Below are 22902 nucleotides of genomic sequence, written 5' to 3'. Positions count from 1 at the left end.
GCAATGGCTCCACGTCTGGCTCTTCTTTCGCTCATTCTTGCCTTTGGCGTGTCGGTCGCGTTCGCCACGGTGACGACGGTGCGGCAGGTGCATCATGAGAACGCATCGGCCCCGGTGCACTCGGCGCACAGTTAGCCGCAGTCTCGTCTCGCGCGTCCGGAACCTTCGACGCTCCGGCGCGTAAGCGCTTCGAGACAGCAAAGAGGCGAGAGATATCATGGCGCATTCCGACCAAGGCATCATCAGAGATCAGCGCGGTGAACAGCAGCCGCGGGACAAGCAGCGCGCGCAGACCGTGCACAAGTCGGAGCCAAAGGGCTCGTCCTCTCGTGAGGCCACGCGCGATCCCAAACTGAACGACAACAGCAAGACGCCCGGCTCCGGCATGGCGCCCGATGATTCCGGCGACGCCCCGAGCGGCTAATTCCATCAGGAACGAATCGGCGCGCAAAGAGTCGAGGGATTGCTTCCGGTTGTCATGCCCCCGGTGATCCGGAAGTAATCTCCAAGGACGGCCCTGGCACCCGTGCCGGGGCCGTTTTGTTGAGCATCAGGCTGGACTAATCTTCTGTGTCGCGCTGCGGATGCGGTTGTGTGTGGCCGTCCGGGCCGCGTCCGAAAACCCCGAACCTGCTCGATTTGACATTAGGCCCTGCATCGACAGCGGCGGTGGCCAGTCCGAGCTTGAGGAGCTCGCGCACAGCCGCGGCTCGCGTCGGCATGCGATGTTTGAACCGGAAGTCGTCGACCGCCGCCAGTTCTTCCGGTGACAGCATGACCTGGAGCCGCTCGGCGCGAAGGTCGTTCATGATCAATCATCCAAATGAGCAAGTTGAGTAGTTTACTCAACGAACTCATTCCACCGCGGTTCCATAAGATGCTTCTATGGCGCCAAGTGAGTAAAATAATAGAATGAAATTAATAAGTTATATGATGCAGAGGTCGTTGGGCAGGTGTATGCTTCCCGCAAATGGGAGAGACGTCATGACCAACGAAGTCAGATTGCCCCGCAAACATGTCGAAGAGAGCGACGCACCCAAACCGGTGCGCCCGAGCCACCAGAAGGTCATCGAGCAGGTCGAGCGCTGGGCCAACAGCCCGGGCCTTCAACCGCCGAGATTGCAGCCGTCGACGCAGGCCAAAGCGGGCTAGCGCTTCGCCAGGGGAGAGCCTTTTGCCGATAGCGAATGAGCTGATCGGTGCGGTTTGCGGGAGACGCTGCGCAGCTTGCGCCTGAGCCACCAGGCCGATACCGAAACGACGGCCCAGGCTATCAACGCGGCAGCGAAAGCGCCCGTAACGCTGGCAGCCACGGTGAAATGAAAGACGGTGGCGAATGCCAGGAGACCGATGCTTCCCCAGGCGGCACCCGCTGCGTCGAGCCCGGCGGCCTCTTGCCCGCGGCGCGTGCCGCTGAGGCCGGCCTTCTCCTTGGTGCGGCGTTCATGGCTTTCGACCAGCGTGGCGCTGGCGCAGAAGATGGCGGGAAGCGCAAGGAAAAGTCCGCCGACGGACACACCGAAGCGCGCTCCCAGAACCCCCGTGAGCACGGTCGCCAGGCCGCCGAGCAGGAAACGAATGCCGTATTCGTACCAGCGTGTCTGCTTGAGTGCGGAGAGCGACAGCTTGACCGGCATCAGGCCGCACCTCCGAAGCCGGCGAGCAGGCCGAAGGCGACCGCAAGCCACACGATGAGAGCGAGGACGGTCGCGGGCAGCGCGGACACACGGTATCTGATCAGCAGATGGCAGACGACGACGCTGTAGCAGCCGAGCGCGACCGCGCCATAGATCATCGTCCAGCTTTCGGCCGCGGCATATTGCGGTCCGTGCTGGACGACGGCGATGCCGAGCGTCGCCAATGCGACTGACGGTGCTGCGCCGAGCAACCCCGCAAAGCTTTTGGGTTTGAGCATATCGCCCAGGATCGCAAAAGCGGAGACGATGATGCCACCGGCGATGAAGCGCACGATATATTCGGTCACGGCTTTTCCCGCCGATTGACTTGCTTGCGGAACGATTGCGTCAGTGTCCATGGCCGCAAGAGTCTCTCTACGGCCGCGCCAAGCGCAAAGCCTGCGATCACGTCGCTTGCCCAATGCGCGAGTACTGCGATCCGGGTCAGCGACAGCGCGATCGCGACCGTGCGCAGCAATCGGCGCGGCGTCTTCGGCAGCAAGCCCGCCGCCGAGGCAAGGGCGCCCATATGGACGGCGTGACCGGACGGGAAGGCGTCGCGCGCCCGTCCTGAGACGGGTACTCCATGCCCGTGCCCGCGTACGGTCAGCCGGTCTGGCCTGGTCTGATCGAACACGGATTTCAGGAGATGCGGCAGGACGGCCGTTGCCAGCGACACGGCCAGCATGTGATTTGCCACGGGCCGCTGTTGCGGCTGCCGAATGTGAGTATAGAGCCACCCTATTGCGGCCAGCACGAGCAGCACGTGCTCGTCGGCGGCCCAGGTTAATGTCTGCGCCGTGTGCTCGACGCCTGAATTGGTGTGATCAGCGATCGTATCCGCGATCGCGGTGTCGATCCGGCTGGGTTTGACCTCTACCAATGCCATCTGTCTGCAAGCGTGATGTCCTTTGTGACAGTTTTGTAAAGCCCGGAGACTAAGAAGGTTCCTGGGCTCAACTTTGCGGCATCAGCCTGCGGCCAGACCAAAGCGCCGTTTACGGCTGTCCCGAACCGCCAGCGGACCCATACACTTGGCCGGTCGCATAGCTCGCGTCGGCCGCGGCAAGCTGCACGTAAATGGAGGCCAGTTCGGCGGGCTGGCCGGGACGGCCGAGCGGCGTCATGCCGCCGAATTTTTCGAGCTTCTCCATCGTGGCGCCGCCGGAGACCTGGAGCGGCGTCCAGATCGGTCCCGGTGCGACGCCGTTGACCCGGATGCCCTTGGAGGCGAGCTGCTTCGCCAGCGACTTCACGTAGTTCATCGTCGCCGCCTTGGTCTGCGCATAATCGTAGAGATCGGGCGAGGGGTCGTAAGCCTGCTCCGACGTCGTGCCGATAATGCACGAGCCGGGCTTCAAATGCGACAGCGCCGCCCTGATGATCCAGAACGGCGCGTAGATGTTGGTCTTCATGGTCGCGTCGAAGTCTTCCGAGGAGACGTCGAGAATGGACGCACGTGTCTGCTGCCGCGCCGCGTTGCAGACGACTATGTCGAGTCCGCCGAGACCTTGGACGGCCTGCTCGACCAGCGTCTTGCAGAAAGCCTCATCCTTGAGGTCGCCGGGAATGGCGAGCCCGGTACGCCCTTCCTTCTTGATCAGCGCGATGACGTCCTGCGCATCCGGCTCTTCCGCCGGCAGATAGTTGATGGCGACGTCGGCGCCTTCGCGTGCGTACGCTATCGCGGCGGCGCGGCCCATGCCGGAATCGCCTCCGGTGATCAGCGCCTTGCGTCCGGCGAGCCGGCCGGAGCCCTTGTAGCTGGTCTCGCCGTGATCCGGAGGCGGCTCCATCTTGCCGGCGAGGCCAGGCCAGGGCTGCGACTGTTTTTTGAACGGCGGCTTTGGAAAACGGCTGACGGGATCGACGAGTTTCTGCTCGGCCATGGATGTGTCTCCTTTCGCTGTCGAAGAGGCCAGCGAAGCAGCAGCAAGCGTTGCGCTCGCCGCTTGGACGACGTGCCGGCGGGATATGGAAGCCTTGTCTTGATGTGTCATGACGGTCTCCGCGATCTCGCGATCCCAATGCGCGGAGAGAGGCATCGTTGCAAAACGGGAGGACGCCGACCCACGAGCCGGCGTCCTCGGAAGATGTTTACTTGGTCTGACCGACGCTCGGCGCCTTGCCGAGCTCCTTGGCCATGTCGAGGTGGTGCTTGAGCGCCGGCAGCGTCTTGCCGGCCCAATCCTTCAGGTCGGAATTGTCGCCGCCCTTGGCGTAACGCTCGAACAGCGAGACCGCGTCCTCATGGGCGCTGACCTGGTACGAATTGTAGTCCGAGCTGAAGTCCTTGCCGTTCGCGCTCTTGAGCTTGTCGAGCTTGCTCTGATGCGAGCTGTCGAGTGCTGTCGGCAGGGTCGCCTGCACCTTGCCGCCGCTGACGAGGCCCTTGAGTTCGCTGCTGGTCTTGGTGTGGTCGGTCACCATTTGCTGCGCAAAGGTCTTCTCCTGCGCGTTGCCTTTCTGCTGGGCGAGCTTGCTCGACTCGATTTCGAACATGTCGCTGATGGCGACTTCCTTGACGAAGTCGGCGGTAGCGGGCGCGACGCCGAGCGCCGAGTTGACGCCGGTCTTCTCGCCAAGCGACTGGGCGAGCGCGGGGCCTGCGAGAAGCACGCAAGCAGCTGCGATGATGGTACGTTTCATGGTCCGATCCCTCCGAATGGGCGCGCAGCCTCTCGCCGCGCGACGTTGCGCCCACCAACACGTTGCAGCGGCCGGAGTTCCTAACGGCTAATCCGTCGGTCTCCTCCCGCTCCGTGGGTTGATTGGATCGGTCGGCTTGCGCCGAAGCCGTTCAGGCATGAACGGCTCGGTCGGCGTGGCGGTGGCCTCGGCACGTACGTCTGCATGGCGTTGTGCCCGCTCGTGCGGCGTCCGGTTGTCGTTGATCTGCCGCTTCACGTCGAGGCCATCGACGGGATCGTTCACGCCATGCTGGATATCGCGGAAATCGCTCATGCTTCACCTCATTCACTTCCAGGCAGGATCTTTTCCAACACCTGCCGCGCCGCGCCCTTGATTACTCCGCTCTCGTTGGGGTCGCCCTTCAGCAGCGCAAGAGAGAAGTTCTTGGCCTGCTGCAAGGTGATGTGCGGCGGCAGCGGCGGCACTTCGGGGTCGGTCTTGACCTCCAGTACCACCGGCATTTCGCTCGCCAGCGCCTGCTCCCAGGCCGAGCCCAGTAGCCGCGGGTTGTCGACGTAGATGCCGGAGAGGCCGATCAGTTCGGCAAAGCGCGAATAGGACACGTTTGGGATGCGCTGCGATGCCTCGAATTTCGGATCGCCGTTGATGACGCGCTGCTCCCAGGTCACCTGGTTGAGGTCTTCGTTGTTGAAGACGCAGACGATGAAGCGCGGATCCTTCCAGTCGCGCCAATACTTCGCGGCGGTGATCAGTTCGGCCATGTTGTTCATCTGCATCGCGCCGTCGCCGACGAGGGCAATCACCGGGCGGTCGGAATGGGCGTATTTCGCGGCGAGTGCATAGGGCACCGCCGCACCCATCGAGGCGAGGCCGCCTGAGAGCGAGGCCGTCATGCCGCGGCGCATCTTCAGGTCGCGCGCGAACCAGTTGGCGCAGGAGCCGGAATCGCTGGTGATGATGGCACGGTCCGGCAGGCGCGGAGACAGCTCCCAGGCGACGAGCTGCGGATTGACCGGTGCTGCGGGCTGATGTGCCCGATCATCTAGCGTCTTCCACCATTTCGCGACGTCGTCCTGGATGCCCTGGCGCCAGGCGCCGTCGGTCTTGGGTGCGAGCCGCGGCAGCAGGGCGCGCAGCGTCTCGGCGGCATCGCCGACCAGGCCAACCTCCATGGGGAAGCGGATCGACATCATGCTGGCGTCGATGTCGATCTGCACGCCGCGCGCCGCGCCTTCCTTCGGCAGGAATTCGGCATAGGGAAAGGCGGAGCCGACCATCAGCAGCGTGTCGCATTCCATCATCATGTTGTAGCTGGGTTCGGTGCCGAGCAGGCCGATCGAGCCGGTGACCCAGGGCAGATCGTCGGGGAGCGCTGCCTTGCCGAGCAGCGCCTTGGCGCAGCCGGCTGACAAGCGGTCGGCGACCGCGATCACCTCCTCGGTGGCGTGGAGCGCGCCGGCGCCGACGAGCATCGCGACCTTTTTGCCAGCATTGAGCACTTCGGCGGCACGGTCGAGGTCAGCGTCACGAGGCCTGATGCTTGGCGCGCTATAGCCGATGCCGGAGTGCAGGGTACCATGAGCACGCGGCGGATCCTCGTACGGCTCCTCCTGGATGTCGTTAGGCAGGATGATCACCGTTGGCGTCCGCCGTGCCAGCGCGATCCGGATCGACCGATCGATCAGATGCCGGATCTGCGCCGGCGAGGAGGCCTGCATGACATAGGCGCCAGCCACATCCTTGAACATCGAGACCAGATCGAGTTCCTGCTGATAGTGTCCGCCCAGTGCATTGCGCGCCTGCTGACCGACGATCGCGAGCACGGGCTGGTGATCGAGCAGGGCATCATAGAGCCCGGTGATCAGATGCGAGGCGCCGGGGCCCGAAGTTGCGATACAGACCCCGAGTTGGCCGGAGAACTTCGCATAGGCGGTCGCCATGAAGGCGGCCATCTCCTCATGCCGCGCCTGGACAAAGCCGATCTTGCCCTCAGCGCGCTGAAGGGCCCCGAACACGCCGTTGATGCCGTCGCCGGGATAGCCAAAGAGGTGGCGCACGCCCCATTGATGCAGACGTTGAACGATGAAGTCGGAGACGGTCTGGGACATCGAGGGCGGCCCTTCGTTTTCCGGTATTTGGTTTCCGGGATTTGAATTTGAGAGAACCGCCCGTTTCCGGCGATGTTCCTCAAGTCTGGCGGAACATGCCGGAACGATCGAGCACCTCTTCGGGTTGTCTCCACACTGGCTGAGTGGAGAATTGAGATGTTGAATCAGGGTGAACTGGACAGAGACGAGATGGGTCGGTTGATCGGCAGCGACAAGGTCGAGGGAACATCGGTCTATGGCGCCGATCGCAACAAAATCGGCTCGATCGAACGCGTGATGATCGACAAGATCAGCGGCAAGGTGTCCTACGCCGTGCTCGGCTTCGGCGGATTTCTGGGCCTCGGCAACGACCATTACCCGCTGCCGTGGCAGTCGCTGAAATACGACACGGAGCTCGGCGGCTATGTCACCGGCATCACCACCAAGGAGCTGGAAGGCGCGCCGAAATACGGCGAACGGAGCGATTGGAACTGGGGTGATGACGCCGCGGTTCGCGGCATCAACTCCTATTACGGCGTCCCCTTCGCGTAAGCGTTTCCACCGAAAGGAAGCTCGATGAGCAAGGAACGGCCTAACGACGATCCCCGGCAGCAGAGCGACTGGGGTTCGCACAAGCAGACGGACAAGCCCTGGAAGGGCACTCCGGAAAAAGAGCAGGGATCGGACGAGGTGAAGCCCGATCTCGAGAAATGGCAAGCGACGAAGACGCACTAACTCCAGGTGCACTTCCCATGAGATATCGATGCGGGCGCGGCACGTATTGTGCCGCGCTTCCTTTTTGGGCAGGGCGTTCACGAACGCGATGGTGCTCGCAACAAGCGGAACCATGATCAGGAGTTGCAGTTGGGCTCGCGGCGCGTGTGCCGGCTTTGGCGGCTCTGCCGCCAGTTTGATCCCCGAGAAAGGTGTTCACCGTGGATGCTCAAACACGGGAGCGTGGACCGTCCGCGGAGCAGCCGCAGAGGGCAAAGCAAGCTCCGAAGACATCTCCTGATCAGGCCCGTGACGCCGAGGACTCGAGGCCGGCGAAGGCGCCGTCACTGCGAGACCGGATTCGCGAGCATTGGTTGCTGGCAACCGTTGGCGCCATCCTCTTGCTCGCGGCCCTGATCGGCGGAGTGCTCTATTGGCTCCAGGTGCGCCACTATGAATCCACCGACGATGCCTTCGTCGCGGCGCGCAGCTTTTCCGTGGCCTCGAAGGTCGGCGGCTACGTGACCGACATCCCCGTCACGGACAACCAGCATGTCAACGCCGGGGACATTCTTGCCAAGATCGACGAGCGCGACTATCGCATCGCCATCGATCAGGCCAATGCTCAGGTCGCGGTCGCCAGGGCGAACATCGCCAATGTCGAGGCGCAGATCGTTTCGCAGCAGGAGCAGATCAAGCAGGCGGAGGCGCAGCTCGAACAGGCCCAGGCCCAGCTCCAGTTCTCGCAGGAAGAATTCGCGCGCGCCCAGGATCTGGTCGAGAAAGGTGCCGGCACCGTGCAGCGCCAGCAGCAGACCCGCTCCGATCTTCAGGCGCAGCAGGCCAACACCGAGCGCGCGAAGACCGCGGTGACGGCCGCGCAAGTCGGCATCAAGACGCTGCAAGCGCAGCTCGAGGGTGCCCAGGCGCAGCTCGAGCAGTCGCAGGCGCAGCTCGATCAGGCCAAGCTGAACCTGCAATATACCAGCGTCGTTGCGGCGCAGTCCGGCCGCGTCGTCAAGCTCAGCGGCGCCAAGGGCACCTTCGTCAACGCGGGCCAGAGCTTGATGATGTTCGTGCCCGACGAAGTCTGGATCGTCGCCAATTACAAGGAGACGCAGCTCAATGACATGCGGCCTGGCCAGCCGGTCGAGATCCGCATCGACGCCTATCCCGGGCGCAAGCTGACCGGCCATGTCGAGTCCGTTCAGCCGGGCTCCGGCACTGCGTTCAGCCTGCTGCCGGCAGAGAACGCCACCGGCAATTACGTCAAGGTGGTGCAGCGCGTGCCGGTGAAGATCGTGGTCGACAGCTGGCCGGCCGATTTGCCCGTTGGTCCCGGCATGTCGGTCGTGCCCTGGACCAGGGTGCGATGACCGACACGGCGCAAGGCGGCGCGTCCGCAGGCGGCTGGTCGCCGGAGCGCTCGGCGGCGGGCGGTCATAATCCCTATCTCATCGCGTTCGTCGTCTCGATCGCCACCTTCATGGAGGTGCTCGACACCACCATCGCCAACGTCGCCTTGCGCCACATCGCCGGTGGGCTAGCCGTCGGCATCGACGAGAGCACCTACGTCATCACCAGCTATCTCGTCGCCAACGCCATCGTGCTGTCGATCTCGGGATGGCTGTCGACCGTGATCGGCCGCAAGCGCTTCTACATGATCTGCGTTGCGATCTTCACGGTCTCCTCGCTTTTGTGCGGCTTTGCCTGGAATTTGCAGTCGCTGGTGCTGTTCCGCATCCTTCAGGGCCTTGGTGGCGGCGGCATGGCGACCAGCGAGCAGGCGATCCTCGCCGACTCCTTCCCGCCGCACAAGCGCGGCCAGGCCTTCGCAATCTATGGCGTGGCCGTCGTGGTCGCGCCCGTGGTCGGTCCGACGCTCGGCGGCTGGATCACCGACACCTACACGTGGCACTGGGTGTTCCTGATCAACGTCCCCATGGGATTGCTGTCGCTGTTCCTGGTCGGCACGCTGGTCAAGGAGCCCTCGGGTGCGGAGGAGGAGAGGGAGAAGCTGCTGAGCAAGGGCCTGCGCGTCGACTATGTCGGCTTCCTGCTGGTCGCGAGCGGGCTTGGCTCGCTCGAATACGTGCTCGACGAGGGCCAGCGCAACGACTGGTTCGGCTCGAACATGATCGTGTTCTTCGCGGTGCTTTCGGCCGTCTCGCTGGTTGCGCTGATCCCGTGGGAGCTGACGCGCGAGGATCCCATCGTCGATCTCCGCCTGCTCGGCCGCCGTCAGTTCGCCGCTTGCTTCCTGGTCATGCTTGCGACCGGCGCGGTGCTGATCTCGACGACGCAGCTCTTGCCGCAACTCCTCCAGAGCGACTTGAACTACACCGCCATGCTGGCGGGGCTCGCGTTGTCACCGGGCGGAATCGCGACCCTGGTGCTGATGCCGGTGGTCGGCCGTCTCGTCAGCAGCGTGCAGCCGAAATACCTCATCATGCTTGGCGCCACCATCGTCGCGTTCTCGATGTGGCATCTCACGGGCCTCACCGGCGATATCACCTACGGCTATGCCGCGATGTCGCGCATCTTCCTCGCGCTGGGTCTGCCTTTCCTGTTCCTGCCTGTCACGACCGCGTCCTATGACGGTGTGCCGCCCGACAAGACCAACCAGGCCTCGGCGCTGATCAACGTCGCCCGCAATATCGGCGGCTCCATGGGCGTCGCATTGGCGCAGACCATTCTGGCGCAGCGCCAGCAATTCCATCAGAGCCGCCTGATCGAGCACGCCGCGCCGTCGGACCTCGGCTACCAGCAGACCATCGAGACGATGACCCGCTTCTTCCAGGCTCAGGGCTCGAATGCGAGCGATGCGGCCGCGCAGGCGGTCGCCTGGGTCGGCCGCACCTTGCAGCATCAGGTCGATTTGCTCGCCTATATCGACGTGTTCTGGACGCTCGCGATCATCGCGGTGCTGATGATCCCGACCGCCGCGGTGCTGCGCCCGATCAAGCTGGGCGCCCCCGCGCGGGGGCATTGAGCCAACGGCCGTTCGGAGAGAAATGGTGACCGCGGCGCAAAAGTCCGGCTAGACTGGGTCCGAACGTCAAGCAAAAGCCCGGGAGGTAATTTAAGTGAAGACCGCGATCACCGAACTGTTCGGCATCGAGCACCCCATCATCCAGGGCGGCATGCATTTCGTCGGCTTTGCCGAGCTGGCGGCTGCCGTCTCCAATGCCGGCGGGCTCGGCATCATCACCGGTCTCACGCAGAAGACGCCGGAGCTGTTGGCCAAAGAGATCGCGCGCTGCCGTGACATGACCGACAAGCCGTTCGGCGTGAACCTCACCTTTCTGCCGACCTTCGCCGCGCCGCCTTATCCGGAATACATCGCCGCCATCGTCGAAGGCGGCATCAAGTCCGTGGAGACCGCGGGCCGCAGCCCGGAAGCCTACATGCCAGCGCTGAAGGCCGCCGGGATCAAGGTCATTCACAAATGCACCTCGGTGCGCCACTCCCTCAAGGCCGAGCGCATCGGATGCGACGCCGTCAGCGTCGATGGTTTTGAGTGCGGCGGCCATCCCGGCGAGGACGACATTCCCAACATGATTCTGCTGCCGCGCGCGGCAGAGGAATTGAAGATTCCGTTCGTTGCCTCCGGCGGCATGGCCGACGGCCGCAGCCTCGTCGCGGCACTGTCGCTGGGGGCGGCCGGCATGAACATGGGCACGCGCTTCATCGCCACCAAGGAAGCCCCAGTGCATCAGAACGTCAAGAACGCGCTGGTCGCCGCGACCGAGCTCGACACCCGCCTGATCATGCGGAGCCTGCGCAACACCGAGCGCGTGCTGAAGAACGCCAATGTCGACCGTCTGCTCGAGATCGAACGCGAGAAGGGCGACAAGCTGAAGATCGACGACATCCACGACCAGGTCGCGGGCGTCTATCCCAGGATCATGCTGGATGGTCAAATGGACGCGGGCGCGTGGAGCTGCGGCATGGTCGCAGGCCTCATCCACGACATCCCCACCTGCAAGGAACTCGTCGACAGGATCATGGCTGAGGCGGAAACCATCATCCGTACCCGCCTGATGGGGTTTCTTGAAGGGGCGGGTGCACCGCGAAAGGTCGCCTGACACCGCCAAACTTCTTAACCACGGCGGCAGTTGACCGCTGGAATTGCGCGCGACGCCTCCTAAATAGAGGTAAATTACCTCTTAACAATCAATTTCAGGAGGCGTCCGTGATTCCAAAGAGCGCTCCTTTTGCAATTGCCGTTGCCCTCGTGCTCGCATGGGCCGGCGTCGCGCGCGCTGACGACTACAAGCCCGACGAATATCTCGGCCTCGATCTTTCCAAGGCGGTGCTGTCGCCGAAGCGGCTCGGGCCCGAAACCCAATTCGCGCCGGTCGCGCTGGAGGCGCGCGGCAGCAACGAGGCGCAGGCGCGCGCCGAGCCGGTCGACGTGCCGAAGAAGGTCGCCGCCGAACGCGTGCGCGTGCCGGTGCCGAAGGTCGCGCACGCCAAGCCCGCGCAGCCACGCGGTGCGGCACGCACCAAGCTCGCGCATCGCCACGGCAATCCGCTCGACGCGCAGGCGATGGACACCCGCATCCAGACCTGGCCCTGTCGCACCGGCGGCATCTGCAACTGGAAGCATTAGCTCAGTTCCGAGCCGTCATCCGTACGTCGCAAAACCGTAGGCCCGCGGTCAAGAAACCGTAAGCCGGGGGTCAAACGACGCAGGCACCTTCCGTCGCGATTCGACGAAGGTTTCCTGAATGGTAGCGCTCCGCGCCTCGCGCGCCTGGACCCGGCGGCAATTCCTGGTCCGTTCCACCTCGAGCCTCGCCGTCGCCGCGCTCGCAACGCCACATCTCAGCCGTGCCGCGGATCGTCCGCAGATCGCAGGCGGCATCCAGTCCGGCGACGTCTCGGCTGGCTCCGCCGTGATCTGGGCGCGCGCCGACCGGCCGGCGCGGATGCAGGTCGACTATTCGACCGTGGAAAGTTTCAAGACCGTCATCGCGTCGGCTTCGCGCGATGCGTCGCCCGATGCCGACTTCACCTCGAAATTGCTGCTGGAAGATCTGCCGCCCGGGCAGGACATCTTCTATCGTGTGCGCTTCGACGACATCGCGACCGGCATCGCCGGCGAAAGCCGCGTTGGCCATTTCCGCACTGCGCCGGCTGCCGGCCGCTCGATTTCGTTCCTGTGGTCCGGCGATACCGCGGGGCAGGGCTGGGGCATCGACACATCGCGCGGTGGCTACCGCAGCTATCGCACCATGCTCGAAAATCGCCCGGACTTCTTCATCCACTCCGGCGACCACATCTATGCCGACTGCACGATTCCCTCCGAGCAGACGCTGCCGAACGGCGAGATCTGGCGCAATGTCGTGACCGAGGAGAAATCCGAGGTCGCGCACACGCTGGCGCAGTTCCGCGGCAATTACAAATACAACCATCTCGACGAGCACTTCCGGTCCTTCCATGCCGAGGTGCCGATGTTTGCACAATGGGATGATCACGAGGTCACCAACGACTGGTCGCCGACCGGCAGCTATGACGGGGCCGGCCATGAGGATGACGGCACCCCGCGCCTGGTCTCGCGCGCCCGCCGCGCCTTCTTCGACTTCATGCCCATCCGCGACATCGGCGCGCGAAAGGGGCGGGTCTATCGCAAGATCGCTTATGGTCCGTTGCTCGACGTGTTCATGATCGACATGCGCAGCTATCGCGATGAAAACTGGAACAAGGGCGACGATCACCGCGGCTGGATCCTCGGTGCCGAACAGCTCGCCTGGGTGAAGCGTGAGCTCGCCGCCTCGCGCGCGACCTGGAAGGTGATCGCGGCCGATCTGCCGATCGGGCTGGTCAGCCTCGATGCGGTCGCGCTGGGTGATGGGCCGCCCGACCGGCGTGAGCACGAGATCGCCGATCTTCTCGCCTCCATCAAGCGCGCCGGACTCCGCAACATCGTCTGGCTCACCGCCGACATGCACTACACCGCCGCGCACTATTACGATCCGAACAGGGCGCAATTCCAAGACTTCGAACCGTTCTGGGAGTTCGTCTCGGGGCCCTTGCATGCCGGCACCTGGGGGCCGGGCGAGCTCGACAACACCTTTGGTCCGGTCGCGATATACCAGAACGGATGCAGTGAAGCGCAGGGCGAGAATTTGGCCCCCTGTTTCGGACTCCAGTTCTTCGGCAAGGTCGACATTGAAGGCCGAACCGGCGTGATGACAGTGACGCTGAAGGACGTCGACAACCGGGACCTCTGGTCGGTCGATATCGTGCCGCAACCGCAGGTGCGTCCAGCCGTGGTGGCGCAGCATTCGTAGGTCGCTAACCCGATCTTGATTGGCCGCCGTGCACCTGCCGCGCTATGCTGTCCATTCCCGCCACCTCTTTTCCATCCCCGAAGAGTCTGCTCACGCAGCATCGCTGCTGGCCTCCGGCGGGCTGAACGACGTCAGGAGCCTTTTCATGGATACTCTCAAGACACAGGGCATCAGCATGCCCAAGCTCGGCCTCGGGACCTTCCGCATGCAGGGCGATGCCTGCCGCGCGGCGGTCGAGAGCGCGCTCTCGATCGGCTATCGCCATATCGATACCGCTGAGATGTACGGCAACGAAGAGCCGATCGGCGCGGCGCTCGCTGCGGCCCGGCTGCCGCGCGGCGAGCTGCACGTCACGACAAAAGTCTGGCACGAGAACCTCAGCCCCGACGCCATCCGCCGCGCCTTCGACACCAGCCTGAACAAGCTGCGGCTCGACCATGTTGACCTCTATCTCGTGCACTGGCCGTCCAGGGCCGCGAACTGGGGTGCGGTGTTCGAGACCTTGATGACGCTGAAGGAGGAGGGGCGCACGCGGGCGATCGGCGTTGCCAACTTCACCACGGCGCTGCTCAAGATCGCGGTCGAGGACATCAAGGCGCCGATCGCCTGCAATCAGATCGAATATCACGCCATGCTCGATCAATCGAAGGTGCTGGCCTATCTCAACGCCAAGTCGATCCCGCTGGTCGCCTATTGCCCGCTGGCACAGGGGCGCGTCGCCTCCGATCCGGTGCTGGCCGAGATCGGCGCCAAGCACAATGCAAGCGCCGCGCAGGTCGCGCTGAAATGGCTGCTCGACCAAGACGGTGTCGCCGCGATCCCGAAAGCCTCACGCCGCGAGAGCCAGCAGGCCAATCTCGACGCGCTGAAGATCACGCTCGACGATGCCGACCGCAACAAGATCGCCGCGCTGCCGAAGGACAGGCGCTGCGTCAATCCCGGCTTTGCGCCGGCATGGGACTGACCTCGCCGACCGTTTCGTACACGCAAAGAAATGGCCCCGTGAGGGGCCATTTCCGTATTGCGTTGCGCATTAGTCCCAATGATGGCGGTGACCACGCTTGATCACGACGACTCGGTCGCGATGGCGCCAGCCGCGATGCCAGCCGTGATCGCGATGCATGCCGTATTCGGCGCGGGCGCCGTACGCGCCGTGATGATGACCTCCGCGCTTGATCACCACCGTCTCCGCGCTGGCGAGCGTCGGCAATGCAACCGCGAGCGCGCCGACAGCGGCAAGCACATAACCAAACTTCTTCATGATGTCCTCCTCCAATGGAATGCAAATCTAAACGGCGCATTCGCGTGAACGTTCCGGAGGAATCGCAGGAGAATTCTGAACGCCTGTTCAGGTGGGTTAATCGCAGCGCTGTTGTGCGGGTGTTGGCGCGCCTGTCGCGACGTATTTGCCGTCCCTGATCGTGTACTCGCCGCGCTCACTGCGATTGTAGATTGCGCGCAAGCTGCCTTGCTTTGAGAGTAGCAGACCGAACTCGCGCGTCTGCTGCAGCAAGGGGAAGTACACCATCACATTGAGCAGGCCGTCGGCGTTGACCATCGCCGATACCACTTCGTTTTCGTCCTTGGCCTCGCCGAAATTGCGCCGGTACATCACCCTTCCGTCCTTCCGGATCTCGTAAGTCAAGAGCGCGCCCTTGTCGCGGTCGGGCCGGGCCGCGCAATTGACCGCCCATGAGCCGAGCAGTCCCCATTGCTCGATGGTCGCCGCGAGCGACTCGGCACCGGCTGCGGGCGCGAACGCAGCCCACAGCACTGCTGCCGCGATCCAGCGGCTCAAACAACTCGTCATGTCCTGAAAAGCCCCACCTCCGAATAATTCCGAAGTGTAGCATCCCGCGCGCGATCGTCCACGCTGGCCGCCATTCGCGCGCGAATTTGATCCGCGTCAATGAGGCAGCCGGTTTCCCCGGTAGGATGGCGCTCCCGAAGGCGAAATTGGATAGACCGATGCTGAATCAAGTCAGGGATTTCGCAGGCGAGGTGCTGCCGGGGAGCTGTGCCGTGCCGCCTTATTCCGAGACCGCGTTTTTGGCCGAGCTGGGCGACCGCTTGAAGTCCTCACGCATGCGCTGCGTCCTGTCGCGCCGGGAGCTTGCCCGCCGCTCCGGGATATCCGAGCGCTACATCGCCCAGATCGAGGCCGGCAAGGGCAATGTCTCGATCGTGCTGCTGCTGCGGCTGGCCTCCGCGATCCACGGCAGCCAGCCCCAGGCGGCTTGACGCTTGAGGTGAGCACGATGGGGCAACTCGTACTGGCAGCCAAGGTCACGCATGTCCCATCGCTGATGCTCTCGGAAAAGCCCGGCAGTCATTTGCGCTCGGCGCGCGAGGCGGCCGTGGACTCCTTGCGCGAACTCGGTCGGCGGGCGAAAGCGCGCGGCGTCACCACCTTCGTGGTGTTCGACACCCACTGGCTCTCCAATTTCGGCTATCACATCAACGCCAACGCGCGGCATCGCGCCTCGTTCACCAGCCACGAGGCGCCGCACATGATTCAGGATTTGAGTTATGATCTGCCGGGCGACACGAGGCTCTCCGAAGCGATCGCCGCCGAAGCCGGCGTTGCAGGGCTCGATGTCAACGCGCATCAAGTGCCGAGCCTCGGGCTTGAATATGGCACGATCGTGCCGATGCACTACATGAATTCGGACGGCTTCGCGAGGGTGGTTTCGATCGCCTCGCCGCTGTTCACGTCGTTCGAGGAAAGCCGGACTCTCGGCGAGGCGACGCGACGTGCCATCGAGAAATCCGGCGAACGGGTTGCGATCTTGGCCAGCGGCTCGCTCTCACATCGGCTCTGGCCCAACAAGAAGCTGGGCCCAGAGGCGTGGACGAGCGTTGCCAGCGAGTTCAACCGCCAGGTCGACCTGCGCGTGCTCGAGCTTTGGCAGAGCCGTCGCTACCGCGAATTCCTCGACATGCTTCCGGATTACGCAACCAAGTGCAACGGTGAGGGCGGTATGGCCGACACCATCATGCTGTTCGCCGCGCTTGGCTGGTACGAGTACCATGACAGGGCCGAGCAGCTCTGTGAGTACTTTCCGTCATCCGGCAGCGGCCAGGTGAACGTGGAGTTTCACGTCGCGGCTTAAGGCATCGCCCTCACATTTGCGCCTTCTCCACATTGGCGCTGCGGGCCGGCACACCGAACTCTTTGCGGCAGATCTCGGCCAGCACGGCGACGCCCTCGCGGATCTGCTGATGTGAGGGGCTCGCAAAGCACAGCCGCAGGCGCGATCTGGAATGATTCTTGTCGGTCGACCATTCCGGCCCCGGATTGATCGAGACGCCGGCGGCAAGCGCGGCCTGGTACAGCTTCAGCGTATCCACCTGATCGGGCAGTTTCATCCACAGGAATATGCCGCCCTTGGGCTCCTCGAACTCGGCGGCCGTCCCGAACTGCTCGTTGAGAGCTTCCATCAGCGTGTCGAGCTTGGTCCGCAGCGCCTTCGTCAGCGCCGGCACGTGGGTTGAAAAATGCGGCTTGCAATAGGCGGCAAGCACCATCTGCTCCAGCGCGCCCGAGCCGGCGTCCGTCTTCAGCGCCAGCATCCGCGACATCACATCCCACGGCGCGACGATGAAGCCGACGCGCAGCGCGGGCGCGATCGACTTCGAGAACGAGCCGATATGGATCACGCCGCCGTTCGGGCTCATCGCGTGGATCGCCGGCGGCCGCTGTCCTGACCAGACCAGATCGGCATAGCAATCGTCCTCGAATACAGGCACGCCGTAGTCTGCCGACAGCCGCAACAGCTCGGTGCGGCGACCCTCCGGCATGATGCTGCCGGTCGGGTTCTGCACGGTCGGAATGGTGTAGATGTATTTCGGCCGGACGCCGCGAACCTTGAGGTCGGCCAGCGTCGTGGCCAGCACGTCCATGCGCATGCCGTCCTTGTCGAGCGGGATGCCGACCACGTTGACGCCGAGCCGTGCCAGGCGGGTGAGCGAACCCTGATAGCTATCCTGCTCGAAGATCACGGTATCGCCGCGCGTCAGCAGCGTGGCGTTGACGAGGTCGAGCGCCTGCAGCGAGCCGGACACGATCAGGAGATCGTCGACCGTGCAGTTGATGCCGGCATCGCGCTTCAGTTTCGTCACCAGGAATTCGCGCAAGGGCAGATAGCCCTGCGGACCATGTGCCAGCCCGTAGGTGGCGAGCGAGCGGCCTTCGCGTTGCAGAGCCAGGTTGGCGGCCTCGATCAGATGAGCGAGCGGCAGCTGTTCGGAGTCGTTGTTGCCACCGACAAAACTGTATTTGGCGAGGCCCGTCCAGCGCGCAGAAGGGGCCGGCAGCCCTGCGGGAAACAGGGGCGCAAAATCGAAGCTGGACGTCATGGGAGCGTTCCTCGTTCTATTCTTGTGAGGCTGCCGGCTTTGCGCCGGTCAGTCGTATTTCTTGCTTATTTCTTGCCGACCGTCCGAGTCGGACGCCCCTGGCTGATGAAAGCGTAATGCGCATTGGCGACGCCGCCAACCATCAAGGCCTCGACAGCAGGCTCGGCGATTTCGCTTGTTGCAGCCCAATCGACGAGGAAATTGGCTCCGGTCCCGCCGCGTACGTCGTCGGTCGGAATGAAGATCGAGACGGTGGCGAGGGGCTTCAACGCGACCGGTGCCTTCAGATAGCTCTCGACTTGCTTGCCCGCGGTATCGAAATAGGCGATGCGTTTGACCACCAGCGGCTGGGTCTCGGAGGCGTTGTGCACGCTCAGGGTCACCGAGAAGTCGACGCGCAGCTTGCCCTGGCTCATCGCGACGCTGGAATAAGCCGGCACGTAGAACCCGCCGGAGACGGCGAGTTCTTCCTTCGGCAGCGCGGTGAGGGAATCGGCAAAGCTTTGTTCGATATTGACCTTGGATTGAGCGGATGCGGGGCTGGCGGAGGCGAGGGGGCATAGCAGCATTGCAATGGCGAGCCCGATCCGCATGTGACGAATTGCTCGCTTGCCGCGCCGCACTCGATCACTAGGGTGCGGCAAAACGGACCAATCTGGCATGCACGAACTCATTCGCGACATCACTCTCTGTATCCTGTTTGCCTGGATGCTGGGCCTGCTTGCCCACTTTTCCAGGCAACCGTTGATCCTGGCCTATCTTATCGCCGGGTTCTGCATAGGTCCATTTGGCGCCGGCTGGGTCAAGTCGCAGGAATCGATCAGCGTCATCTCCGAGCTCGGCCTGATCTTCATGCTGTTCATGATCGGCCTGGAGATCGACCTGAAGAAGATCGTGCGGGCGGGAAAGGTCATCCTGTTCGCGGCGGGCGGCCAGCTGATCGGCGGCTGCCTGCTCGGGGTGCTGTTCTTCGCCGGCATTGGCCTGTCGTTCGGTGGGGGCCAGTTCGACGCGGTTTATCTCTGCGTGGCCTGCGCGCTGTCGAGCACCGTCATCATCGTCAAGGTGCTCTACGAGAAGCGTGAGCTCGACACGCTGCCGGGCCGCATCACCCTCGGCGTGCTGGTACTCCAGGACATCTTCGCGATCCTGTTCCTGGCGGTGCAGCCGAGCCTTGCCAATCTGGAAATCAGCGTCATCCTGCTCTCGATCGGCCGCGTCGCGGTGCTGGTCGCCGCCGCGCTGCTGGTGAGCCGCTATGTACTGCCGCGCCTGTTTCACCAGATCGCCCGCCGCCCCGAGCTGATCCTGCTCGGCGCGCTCGCCTGGTGCTTCCTGGTCGCCGAGACCGCCGAGCGGCTGTCGCTGTCGCGCGAGATGGGCGCCCTGATCGCCGGCGTCTCGCTCTCGACCTTTCCCTACGCGCTCGACGTCACGGCCAAGGTCACCACGCTTCGCGATTTCTTCATCACGCTGTTCTTCGTCGCGCTCGGCATGACCATTCCCGTGCCCGGCCTCTCCGTGATCGGGCTTGCCCTGATGATCGCGGCATTCACGGTGGCGAGCCGCCTCGTCACTACCTTCGCCCCGCTCTATCTGATGAAGCAGGGGCTGCGCGCCAGCCTGTTGCCGGCACTTAACCTGGCGCAGATCTCCGAGTTCTCGCTGGTGGTGATCCAGACCGGCGTCGCCGCCCACCACATCGCGGCCGAGACGGCGAATGCGGCCTCCTTCGCCTTCGTGGTGCTGGCGGTGCTGTCGACCTTCGTGATGACCCGCAGCGACGAGATCACCCGCTGGGCGATCGGCCCCCTGAAGCGGATAGGCCTGCGCGATCTCGACCACGGCAATGGCCATGGTGAGGAAGGGCACGAAGGCCATGGCGAGGCCCGCCGCATCGTCATCCTCGGCTTTTTCCGTGCGGCGAGCGCGCTGCTCGCCGAGATCGAACGGCAGGCACCGGTGCTGCTCGAGCAGATCACCGTGATCGACTTCAATCCCAATGTGTACCAGACGCTGCTATCGCGCGGCCTGCACGTGATCTATGGCGATATCAGCAGCGCCGACACGCTGCTCCATGCCGGCGTCGGCAAGTCCGAGATGATCATCCTCAGCGTACCGGATGCGCTTCTGAAGGGGGCCAGCAACGAGAAGCTGGTCCGCCACGTCCGCACCCTCAACCCGACCGCCATGATCATTGCCACGGCCGATCTGTTGTCGGATGTGGATGAACTCTACGCGGCTGGCGCCAGCTATGTCACCGTGACCCGGCTCAGCGACGCCCATGAGTTGTTCACGGTGATCGAGGCCGCCCAGGCCGGCCTGTTGGCCGACAAGCGTGCCGAGCTCGATCAGCGGCTCGGCGAACGGCGCGAAGTGCTGCCCTGACCGCGCCCGGCCGGCTTCTCGCCGGGCTTCTCCGCGCCCATATCGCTGGCATGCCCGGTGCAAGTCGCCCCCGGGCAGGGCTGCGGTCCGGCATATGCGGTTGCGCCGGGGACACTAGCGCCCCGGCCCAAGTCCGGCTAAGCCTCCGGGCCATAACCGTCAGAGATTGGGAAATGCCGGATAACGTCCAGGAAGTCTTGCAGGCCTTTGCCCGGGGTGAGCTCGTGGTCGTCACCGACGACGATGACCGCGAGGGCGAGGGCGATCTGATCGTCGCCGCCTCGTTCTGCACCGCCGAGAAGATGGCGTTCATCATCCGCCACACCTCCGGCATCGTTTGCGCGCCGATCACCACCGAGGATGCGCGCCGCCTGCGGCTCGATCCGATGGTGGCCCACAACGATTCCGCGCACACCACCGCATTCACGGTCTCGATCGACTACAAGCCCGACGGCGGCACCGGCATCTCGGCCGAGGAGCGCGCCTCGTGCTGCCGCGCGCTGTCCAATCCCAACGCCGGTGCCAACGACTTCGCCCGTCCCGGTCACATCTTCCCGCTGATCGCCAAGGACGGCGGCGTGCTGCTGCGCTCCGGCCATACCGAGGCCGCGGTCGATCTGTGCAAGCTCTCCGGCCTGCCGCCGGTCGGCGTCATCAGCGAGTTGATGAACGACGACGGCAGCGTGATGAAGGGCGAGCAGGTCGCCCGCTTCGCCGCCCAGCACAAGCTCAAGCACGTCACCATCGCCGACATGATCGCCTACCGGCAGGTGCGCGAGAAGCTGATCGAGCGGGTCTCGACCTTCGTCACCGAGAGCCCGATCGGGCCGCTGCAGGGCTATGCCTACCGCTCGCCGTTCGATTCCATCGCCCACGTTGCCTTCGTCTACAACGGCGTCGGCGACGGCAAGAACGTCCTGACGCGCTTCCACAAGCCGAACATCGTCAAGGACATCTTCACCGGCCACAAACGCATGGCGGCGGTGCTCGAGCACTTCAAGAAATCCGGCCGTGGCGTTCTGGTCTATCTGCGCGACGGTGCTGCCGGTGTCCCCGTGGCGCCGCTGCCCGATGAGAGCGCGACCGAGGCCGACCGCAACCGCCAGTGGCGCGAAGTCGGTGTCGGTGCACAGATCCTGCGCGATCTCGGCGTCACCTCGATCCGGCATCTCACCTCCTCGGTGCACGACTACAAGGGCCTTTCGGGTTTCGGCATCGAGATCGTCGCCAACGAACAGCTCGAAAGCTAGCGCTGTCATCTCGGGTGCGCGAAGCGCATCCCCCGAGGTGCGCCTCGCCGGCCCCCGGGATTCACGCAGACCCATACATCTGCAACGCAATTGCACTTGTTGCCGCGGCGCTTTACTTTGTCGGGCAAATTGACGGAACCAGACGAAAGGACGTTTCATGACCGCGCGCCCTCAGGCCAAGGACAAGCCGAGTTCGGCTTCTTTCCAGTGGGACGATCCGTTCCTGCTCGACGAGCAGCTCACTGAAGACGAGCGCATGGTGCGCGACACCGCGCGCGCCTACGCCCAGGACAAGCTGCTGCCGCGCGTCGCCAAGGCCTATCTCGAAGAGAAGACCGATCGCGAGATCTTCAACGAGATGGGCGAGCTCGGCCTGATCGGCATCACGTTGCCGGAGGAATATGGCTGCGCCAATGCAGGCTATGTCGCCTATGGTCTGGTCGCGCGCGAAATCGAACGGGTCGATTCCGGCTACCGCTCGATGAACTCGGTGCAGTCCTCGCTGGTGATGTATCCGATCTACGCCTACGGCGACGAGAACCAGCGCAAGAAGTACCTGCCGAAGCTCGCCAGCGGCGAGTGGGTCGGCTGCTTCGGGCTGACCGAGCCTGACGCCGGCTCCGATCCGGCCGGCATGAAGACCCGCGCCGAGAAGGTTTCGGACGGCTATCGCCTGACCGGCAGCAAGATGTGGATCTCGAACGCGCCGATCGCCGACGTGTTCGTGGTCTGGGCCAAGTCGGCCGCGCACGACAACCAGATCCGCGGCTTCGTGCTGGAGAAGGGCATGAAGGGCCTGTCGGCACCGAAGATCGGCGGCAAGCTGTCGCTTCGCGCCTCCATCACCGGCGAGGTCGTGATGGACGGCGTCGTGGTCCCGGAAGACGCGCTGCTGCCCAACGTCTCCGGCCTCAAGGGCCCGTTCGGCTGCCTCAACCGCGCCCGCTACGGCATTTCCTGGGGCGTGCTCGGCGCGGCCGAGGACTGCATGCACCGCGCCCGCCAATACACGCTCGACCGCAAGCAGTTCGGCAAGCCGCTCGCCGCGACCCAGCTCGTGCAGAAGAAGCTCGCGGACATGCAGACCGAGATCGCGCTGGGCCTTCAGGGCTCGCTGCGCGTCGGCCGGCTGATGGACGAGGGCAAGTTCGCGCCCGAGATGATCTCGATCATGAAGCGCAACAATTGCGGCAAGGCGCTCGACATCGCCCGCGTCGCGCGCGACATGCACGGCGGCAACGGCATCTCGATCGAGTATCACGTGATGCGCCACGTCCATAACCTCGAGACCGTCAACACCTACGAGGGCACCCACGACGTCCACGCCCTGATCCTGGGCCGCGCGATCACGGGCATTCAGGCGTTTTTCTGAGCAAACCGCCTGAATGGGCGATGCGGCTGAACTCTCGAATTGCGTCATGGCCGGGCAGAAGCGCGAAGCGCGTCTTCGCGCTAGACGTCCCGGCCATCCACGTCT

The 22902-nt window shown here is 64.1% G+C and carries 28 protein-coding genes; 16 read left to right on the top strand and 12 right to left on the bottom strand.

Features of this window, described 5'->3' with window-relative positions; translation table 11 throughout:
• Positions 1-3: 3 nt before the first annotated feature.
• Together ABIB66_RS36475 and ABIB66_RS36470 are read left to right on the top strand one after the other, a co-directional pair.
• Positions 4-135: a hypothetical protein gene (locus ABIB66_RS36475; RefSeq protein WP_256379041.1), complete on the top strand. Its 132-nt coding sequence runs from the start codon at positions 4-6 to the stop codon at positions 133-135.
• Positions 136-217: 82 nt separating this feature from the next.
• Positions 218-424, top strand: coding sequence for a hypothetical protein (locus tag ABIB66_RS36470; protein ID WP_354257973.1), 207 nt, complete (start codon positions 218-220; stop codon positions 422-424).
• Between the two features lie 136 nt (positions 425-560).
• Here the strand turns inward: ABIB66_RS36470 and ABIB66_RS36465 are convergent, their stop codons facing one another.
• Positions 561-809, bottom strand: coding sequence for a hypothetical protein (locus ABIB66_RS36465; protein ID WP_275171708.1), 249 nt, complete (start codon positions 807-809; stop codon positions 561-563).
• A gap of 175 nt (positions 810-984) precedes the next feature.
• On the opposite strand from ABIB66_RS36465, the gene ABIB66_RS36460 reads away from it, so the two are divergent.
• Positions 985-1152, top strand: a complete 168-nt coding sequence (locus ABIB66_RS36460; RefSeq protein ID WP_275171710.1) for a hypothetical protein — start codon at positions 985-987, stop codon at positions 1150-1152.
• Here ABIB66_RS36460 and ABIB66_RS36455 read toward each other — a convergent pair.
• The 7 genes from ABIB66_RS36455 to ABIB66_RS36425 form a co-directional block, all read right to left on the bottom strand.
• On the bottom strand, positions 1149-1637 hold the full coding sequence (locus ABIB66_RS36455; RefSeq protein ID WP_275171712.1) for a DUF3147 family protein: 489 nt from the start codon (positions 1635-1637) through the stop codon (positions 1149-1151). The genes ABIB66_RS36460 and ABIB66_RS36455 overlap by 4 nt on opposite strands.
• A complete protein-coding gene (locus ABIB66_RS36450; RefSeq protein WP_275171714.1) occupies positions 1637-1984 on the bottom strand; it encodes a DUF3147 family protein in 348 nt (115 codons plus the stop codon). Before ABIB66_RS36450 ends, ABIB66_RS36455 begins: the two co-directional genes overlap by 1 nt.
• Positions 1981-2565 (bottom strand): phosphatase PAP2 family protein, encoded by a 585-nt coding sequence (locus ABIB66_RS36445; protein ID WP_275171716.1) that lies wholly within the window; start codon positions 2563-2565, stop codon positions 1981-1983. Before ABIB66_RS36445 ends, ABIB66_RS36450 begins: the two co-directional genes overlap by 4 nt.
• A gap of 109 nt (positions 2566-2674) precedes the next feature.
• On the bottom strand, positions 2675-3565 hold the full coding sequence (locus ABIB66_RS36440; protein ID WP_275171718.1) for an SDR family oxidoreductase: 891 nt from the start codon (positions 3563-3565) through the stop codon (positions 2675-2677).
• A gap of 208 nt (positions 3566-3773) precedes the next feature.
• On the bottom strand, positions 3774-4325 hold the full coding sequence (locus ABIB66_RS36435) for a DUF4142 domain-containing protein (RefSeq protein WP_354209033.1): 552 nt from the start codon (positions 4323-4325) through the stop codon (positions 3774-3776).
• An 87-nt stretch (positions 4326-4412) separates the two neighbouring features.
• Entirely contained in the window at positions 4413-4640 is a 228-nt protein-coding gene (locus tag ABIB66_RS36430) for a hypothetical protein (protein WP_354209031.1), read from the bottom strand.
• Between the two features lie 8 nt (positions 4641-4648).
• Positions 4649-6436, bottom strand: a complete 1788-nt coding sequence (locus ABIB66_RS36425) for a thiamine pyrophosphate-requiring protein (RefSeq protein WP_354209030.1) — start codon at positions 6434-6436, stop codon at positions 4649-4651.
• Between the two features lie 156 nt (positions 6437-6592).
• Between ABIB66_RS36425 and ABIB66_RS36420 the strand changes: the two genes are divergently transcribed.
• From ABIB66_RS36420 to ABIB66_RS36385, 8 genes are all read left to right on the top strand, one after another.
• On the top strand, positions 6593-6967 hold the full coding sequence (locus ABIB66_RS36420) for a PRC-barrel domain-containing protein (RefSeq protein ID WP_275171722.1): 375 nt from the start codon (positions 6593-6595) through the stop codon (positions 6965-6967).
• Positions 6968-6991: 24 nt separating this feature from the next.
• A complete protein-coding gene (locus ABIB66_RS36415) occupies positions 6992-7150 on the top strand; it encodes a hypothetical protein (protein ID WP_275171724.1) in 159 nt (52 codons plus the stop codon).
• 200 nt (positions 7151-7350) lie between these two features.
• Positions 7351-8505: an HlyD family secretion protein gene (locus ABIB66_RS36410; protein ID WP_354209027.1), complete on the top strand. Its 1155-nt coding sequence runs from the start codon at positions 7351-7353 to the stop codon at positions 8503-8505.
• Complete coding sequence (locus ABIB66_RS36405) at positions 8502-10121, top strand: DHA2 family efflux MFS transporter permease subunit (RefSeq protein ID WP_354209025.1); 1620 nt, start codon at positions 8502-8504, stop codon at positions 10119-10121. The genes ABIB66_RS36410 and ABIB66_RS36405 overlap by 4 nt, the downstream gene beginning before the upstream one ends.
• Before the next feature lie 94 nt (positions 10122-10215).
• Positions 10216-11217 carry an NAD(P)H-dependent flavin oxidoreductase gene (locus tag ABIB66_RS36400; protein WP_275171730.1) on the top strand — a complete coding sequence of 334 codons (1002 nt, stop codon included), beginning with the start codon at positions 10216-10218 and terminating at the stop codon, positions 11215-11217.
• 107 nt (positions 11218-11324) lie between these two features.
• On the top strand, positions 11325-11744 hold the full coding sequence (locus ABIB66_RS36395) for a hypothetical protein (protein WP_275171732.1): 420 nt from the start codon (positions 11325-11327) through the stop codon (positions 11742-11744).
• 118 nt (positions 11745-11862) lie between these two features.
• A complete protein-coding gene (locus ABIB66_RS36390) occupies positions 11863-13428 on the top strand; it encodes an alkaline phosphatase D family protein (protein ID WP_354209021.1) in 1566 nt (521 codons plus the stop codon).
• Positions 13429-13573: 145 nt separating this feature from the next.
• Positions 13574-14392, top strand: coding sequence for an aldo/keto reductase (locus ABIB66_RS36385; protein WP_354209019.1), 819 nt, complete (start codon positions 13574-13576; stop codon positions 14390-14392).
• A 69-nt stretch (positions 14393-14461) separates the two neighbouring features.
• Here the strand turns inward: ABIB66_RS36385 and ABIB66_RS36380 are convergent, their stop codons facing one another.
• Both ABIB66_RS36380 and ABIB66_RS36375 read right to left on the bottom strand, forming a co-directional pair.
• Entirely contained in the window at positions 14462-14689 is a 228-nt protein-coding gene (locus ABIB66_RS36380; RefSeq protein WP_275171737.1) for a hypothetical protein, read from the bottom strand.
• 96 nt (positions 14690-14785) lie between these two features.
• Positions 14786-15238 (bottom strand): hypothetical protein, encoded by a 453-nt coding sequence (locus tag ABIB66_RS36375; RefSeq protein WP_354209017.1) that lies wholly within the window; start codon positions 15236-15238, stop codon positions 14786-14788.
• 158 nt (positions 15239-15396) lie between these two features.
• Here ABIB66_RS36375 and ABIB66_RS36370 point away from each other — a divergent pair, with 158 nt between their 5' ends.
• Both ABIB66_RS36370 and hpaD read left to right on the top strand, forming a co-directional pair.
• A complete protein-coding gene (locus tag ABIB66_RS36370) occupies positions 15397-15669 on the top strand; it encodes a helix-turn-helix domain-containing protein (protein ID WP_354209016.1) in 273 nt (90 codons plus the stop codon).
• 17 nt (positions 15670-15686) lie between these two features.
• Complete coding sequence (gene hpaD / locus ABIB66_RS36365) at positions 15687-16541, top strand: 3,4-dihydroxyphenylacetate 2,3-dioxygenase (protein ID WP_354209014.1); 855 nt, start codon at positions 15687-15689, stop codon at positions 16539-16541.
• A 10-nt stretch (positions 16542-16551) separates the two neighbouring features.
• Here the strand turns inward: hpaD and ABIB66_RS36360 are convergent, their stop codons facing one another.
• Together ABIB66_RS36360 and ABIB66_RS36355 are read right to left on the bottom strand one after the other, a co-directional pair.
• Positions 16552-17787: an aminotransferase-like domain-containing protein gene (locus ABIB66_RS36360; RefSeq protein WP_354209012.1), complete on the bottom strand. Its 1236-nt coding sequence runs from the start codon at positions 17785-17787 to the stop codon at positions 16552-16554.
• A gap of 65 nt (positions 17788-17852) precedes the next feature.
• Positions 17853-18380: a DUF3124 domain-containing protein gene (locus ABIB66_RS36355; RefSeq protein ID WP_354209183.1), complete on the bottom strand. Its 528-nt coding sequence runs from the start codon at positions 18378-18380 to the stop codon at positions 17853-17855.
• 67 nt (positions 18381-18447) lie between these two features.
• Here ABIB66_RS36355 and ABIB66_RS36350 point away from each other — a divergent pair, with 67 nt between their 5' ends.
• The 3 genes from ABIB66_RS36350 (at position 18448) to ABIB66_RS36340 (ending at position 22797) form a co-directional block, all read left to right on the top strand.
• Positions 18448-20175 carry a cation:proton antiporter gene (locus ABIB66_RS36350; RefSeq protein ID WP_354257969.1) on the top strand — a complete coding sequence of 576 codons (1728 nt, stop codon included), beginning with the start codon at positions 18448-18450 and terminating at the stop codon, positions 20173-20175.
• 173 nt (positions 20176-20348) lie between these two features.
• Positions 20349-21425: a 3,4-dihydroxy-2-butanone-4-phosphate synthase gene (gene ribB / locus ABIB66_RS36345; protein WP_007594722.1), complete on the top strand. Its 1077-nt coding sequence runs from the start codon at positions 20349-20351 to the stop codon at positions 21423-21425.
• Positions 21426-21582: 157 nt separating this feature from the next.
• Positions 21583-22797: an acyl-CoA dehydrogenase gene (locus ABIB66_RS36340; protein ID WP_354057047.1), complete on the top strand. Its 1215-nt coding sequence runs from the start codon at positions 21583-21585 to the stop codon at positions 22795-22797.
• Positions 22798-22902 lie beyond the last annotated feature (105 nt).

Source organism: Bradyrhizobium sp. F1.13.3, from assembly GCF_040548265.1.
Taxonomy (GTDB): domain Bacteria; phylum Pseudomonadota; class Alphaproteobacteria; order Rhizobiales; family Xanthobacteraceae; genus Bradyrhizobium.
This window is presented reverse-complemented; position numbering and strand designations above follow the sequence as displayed.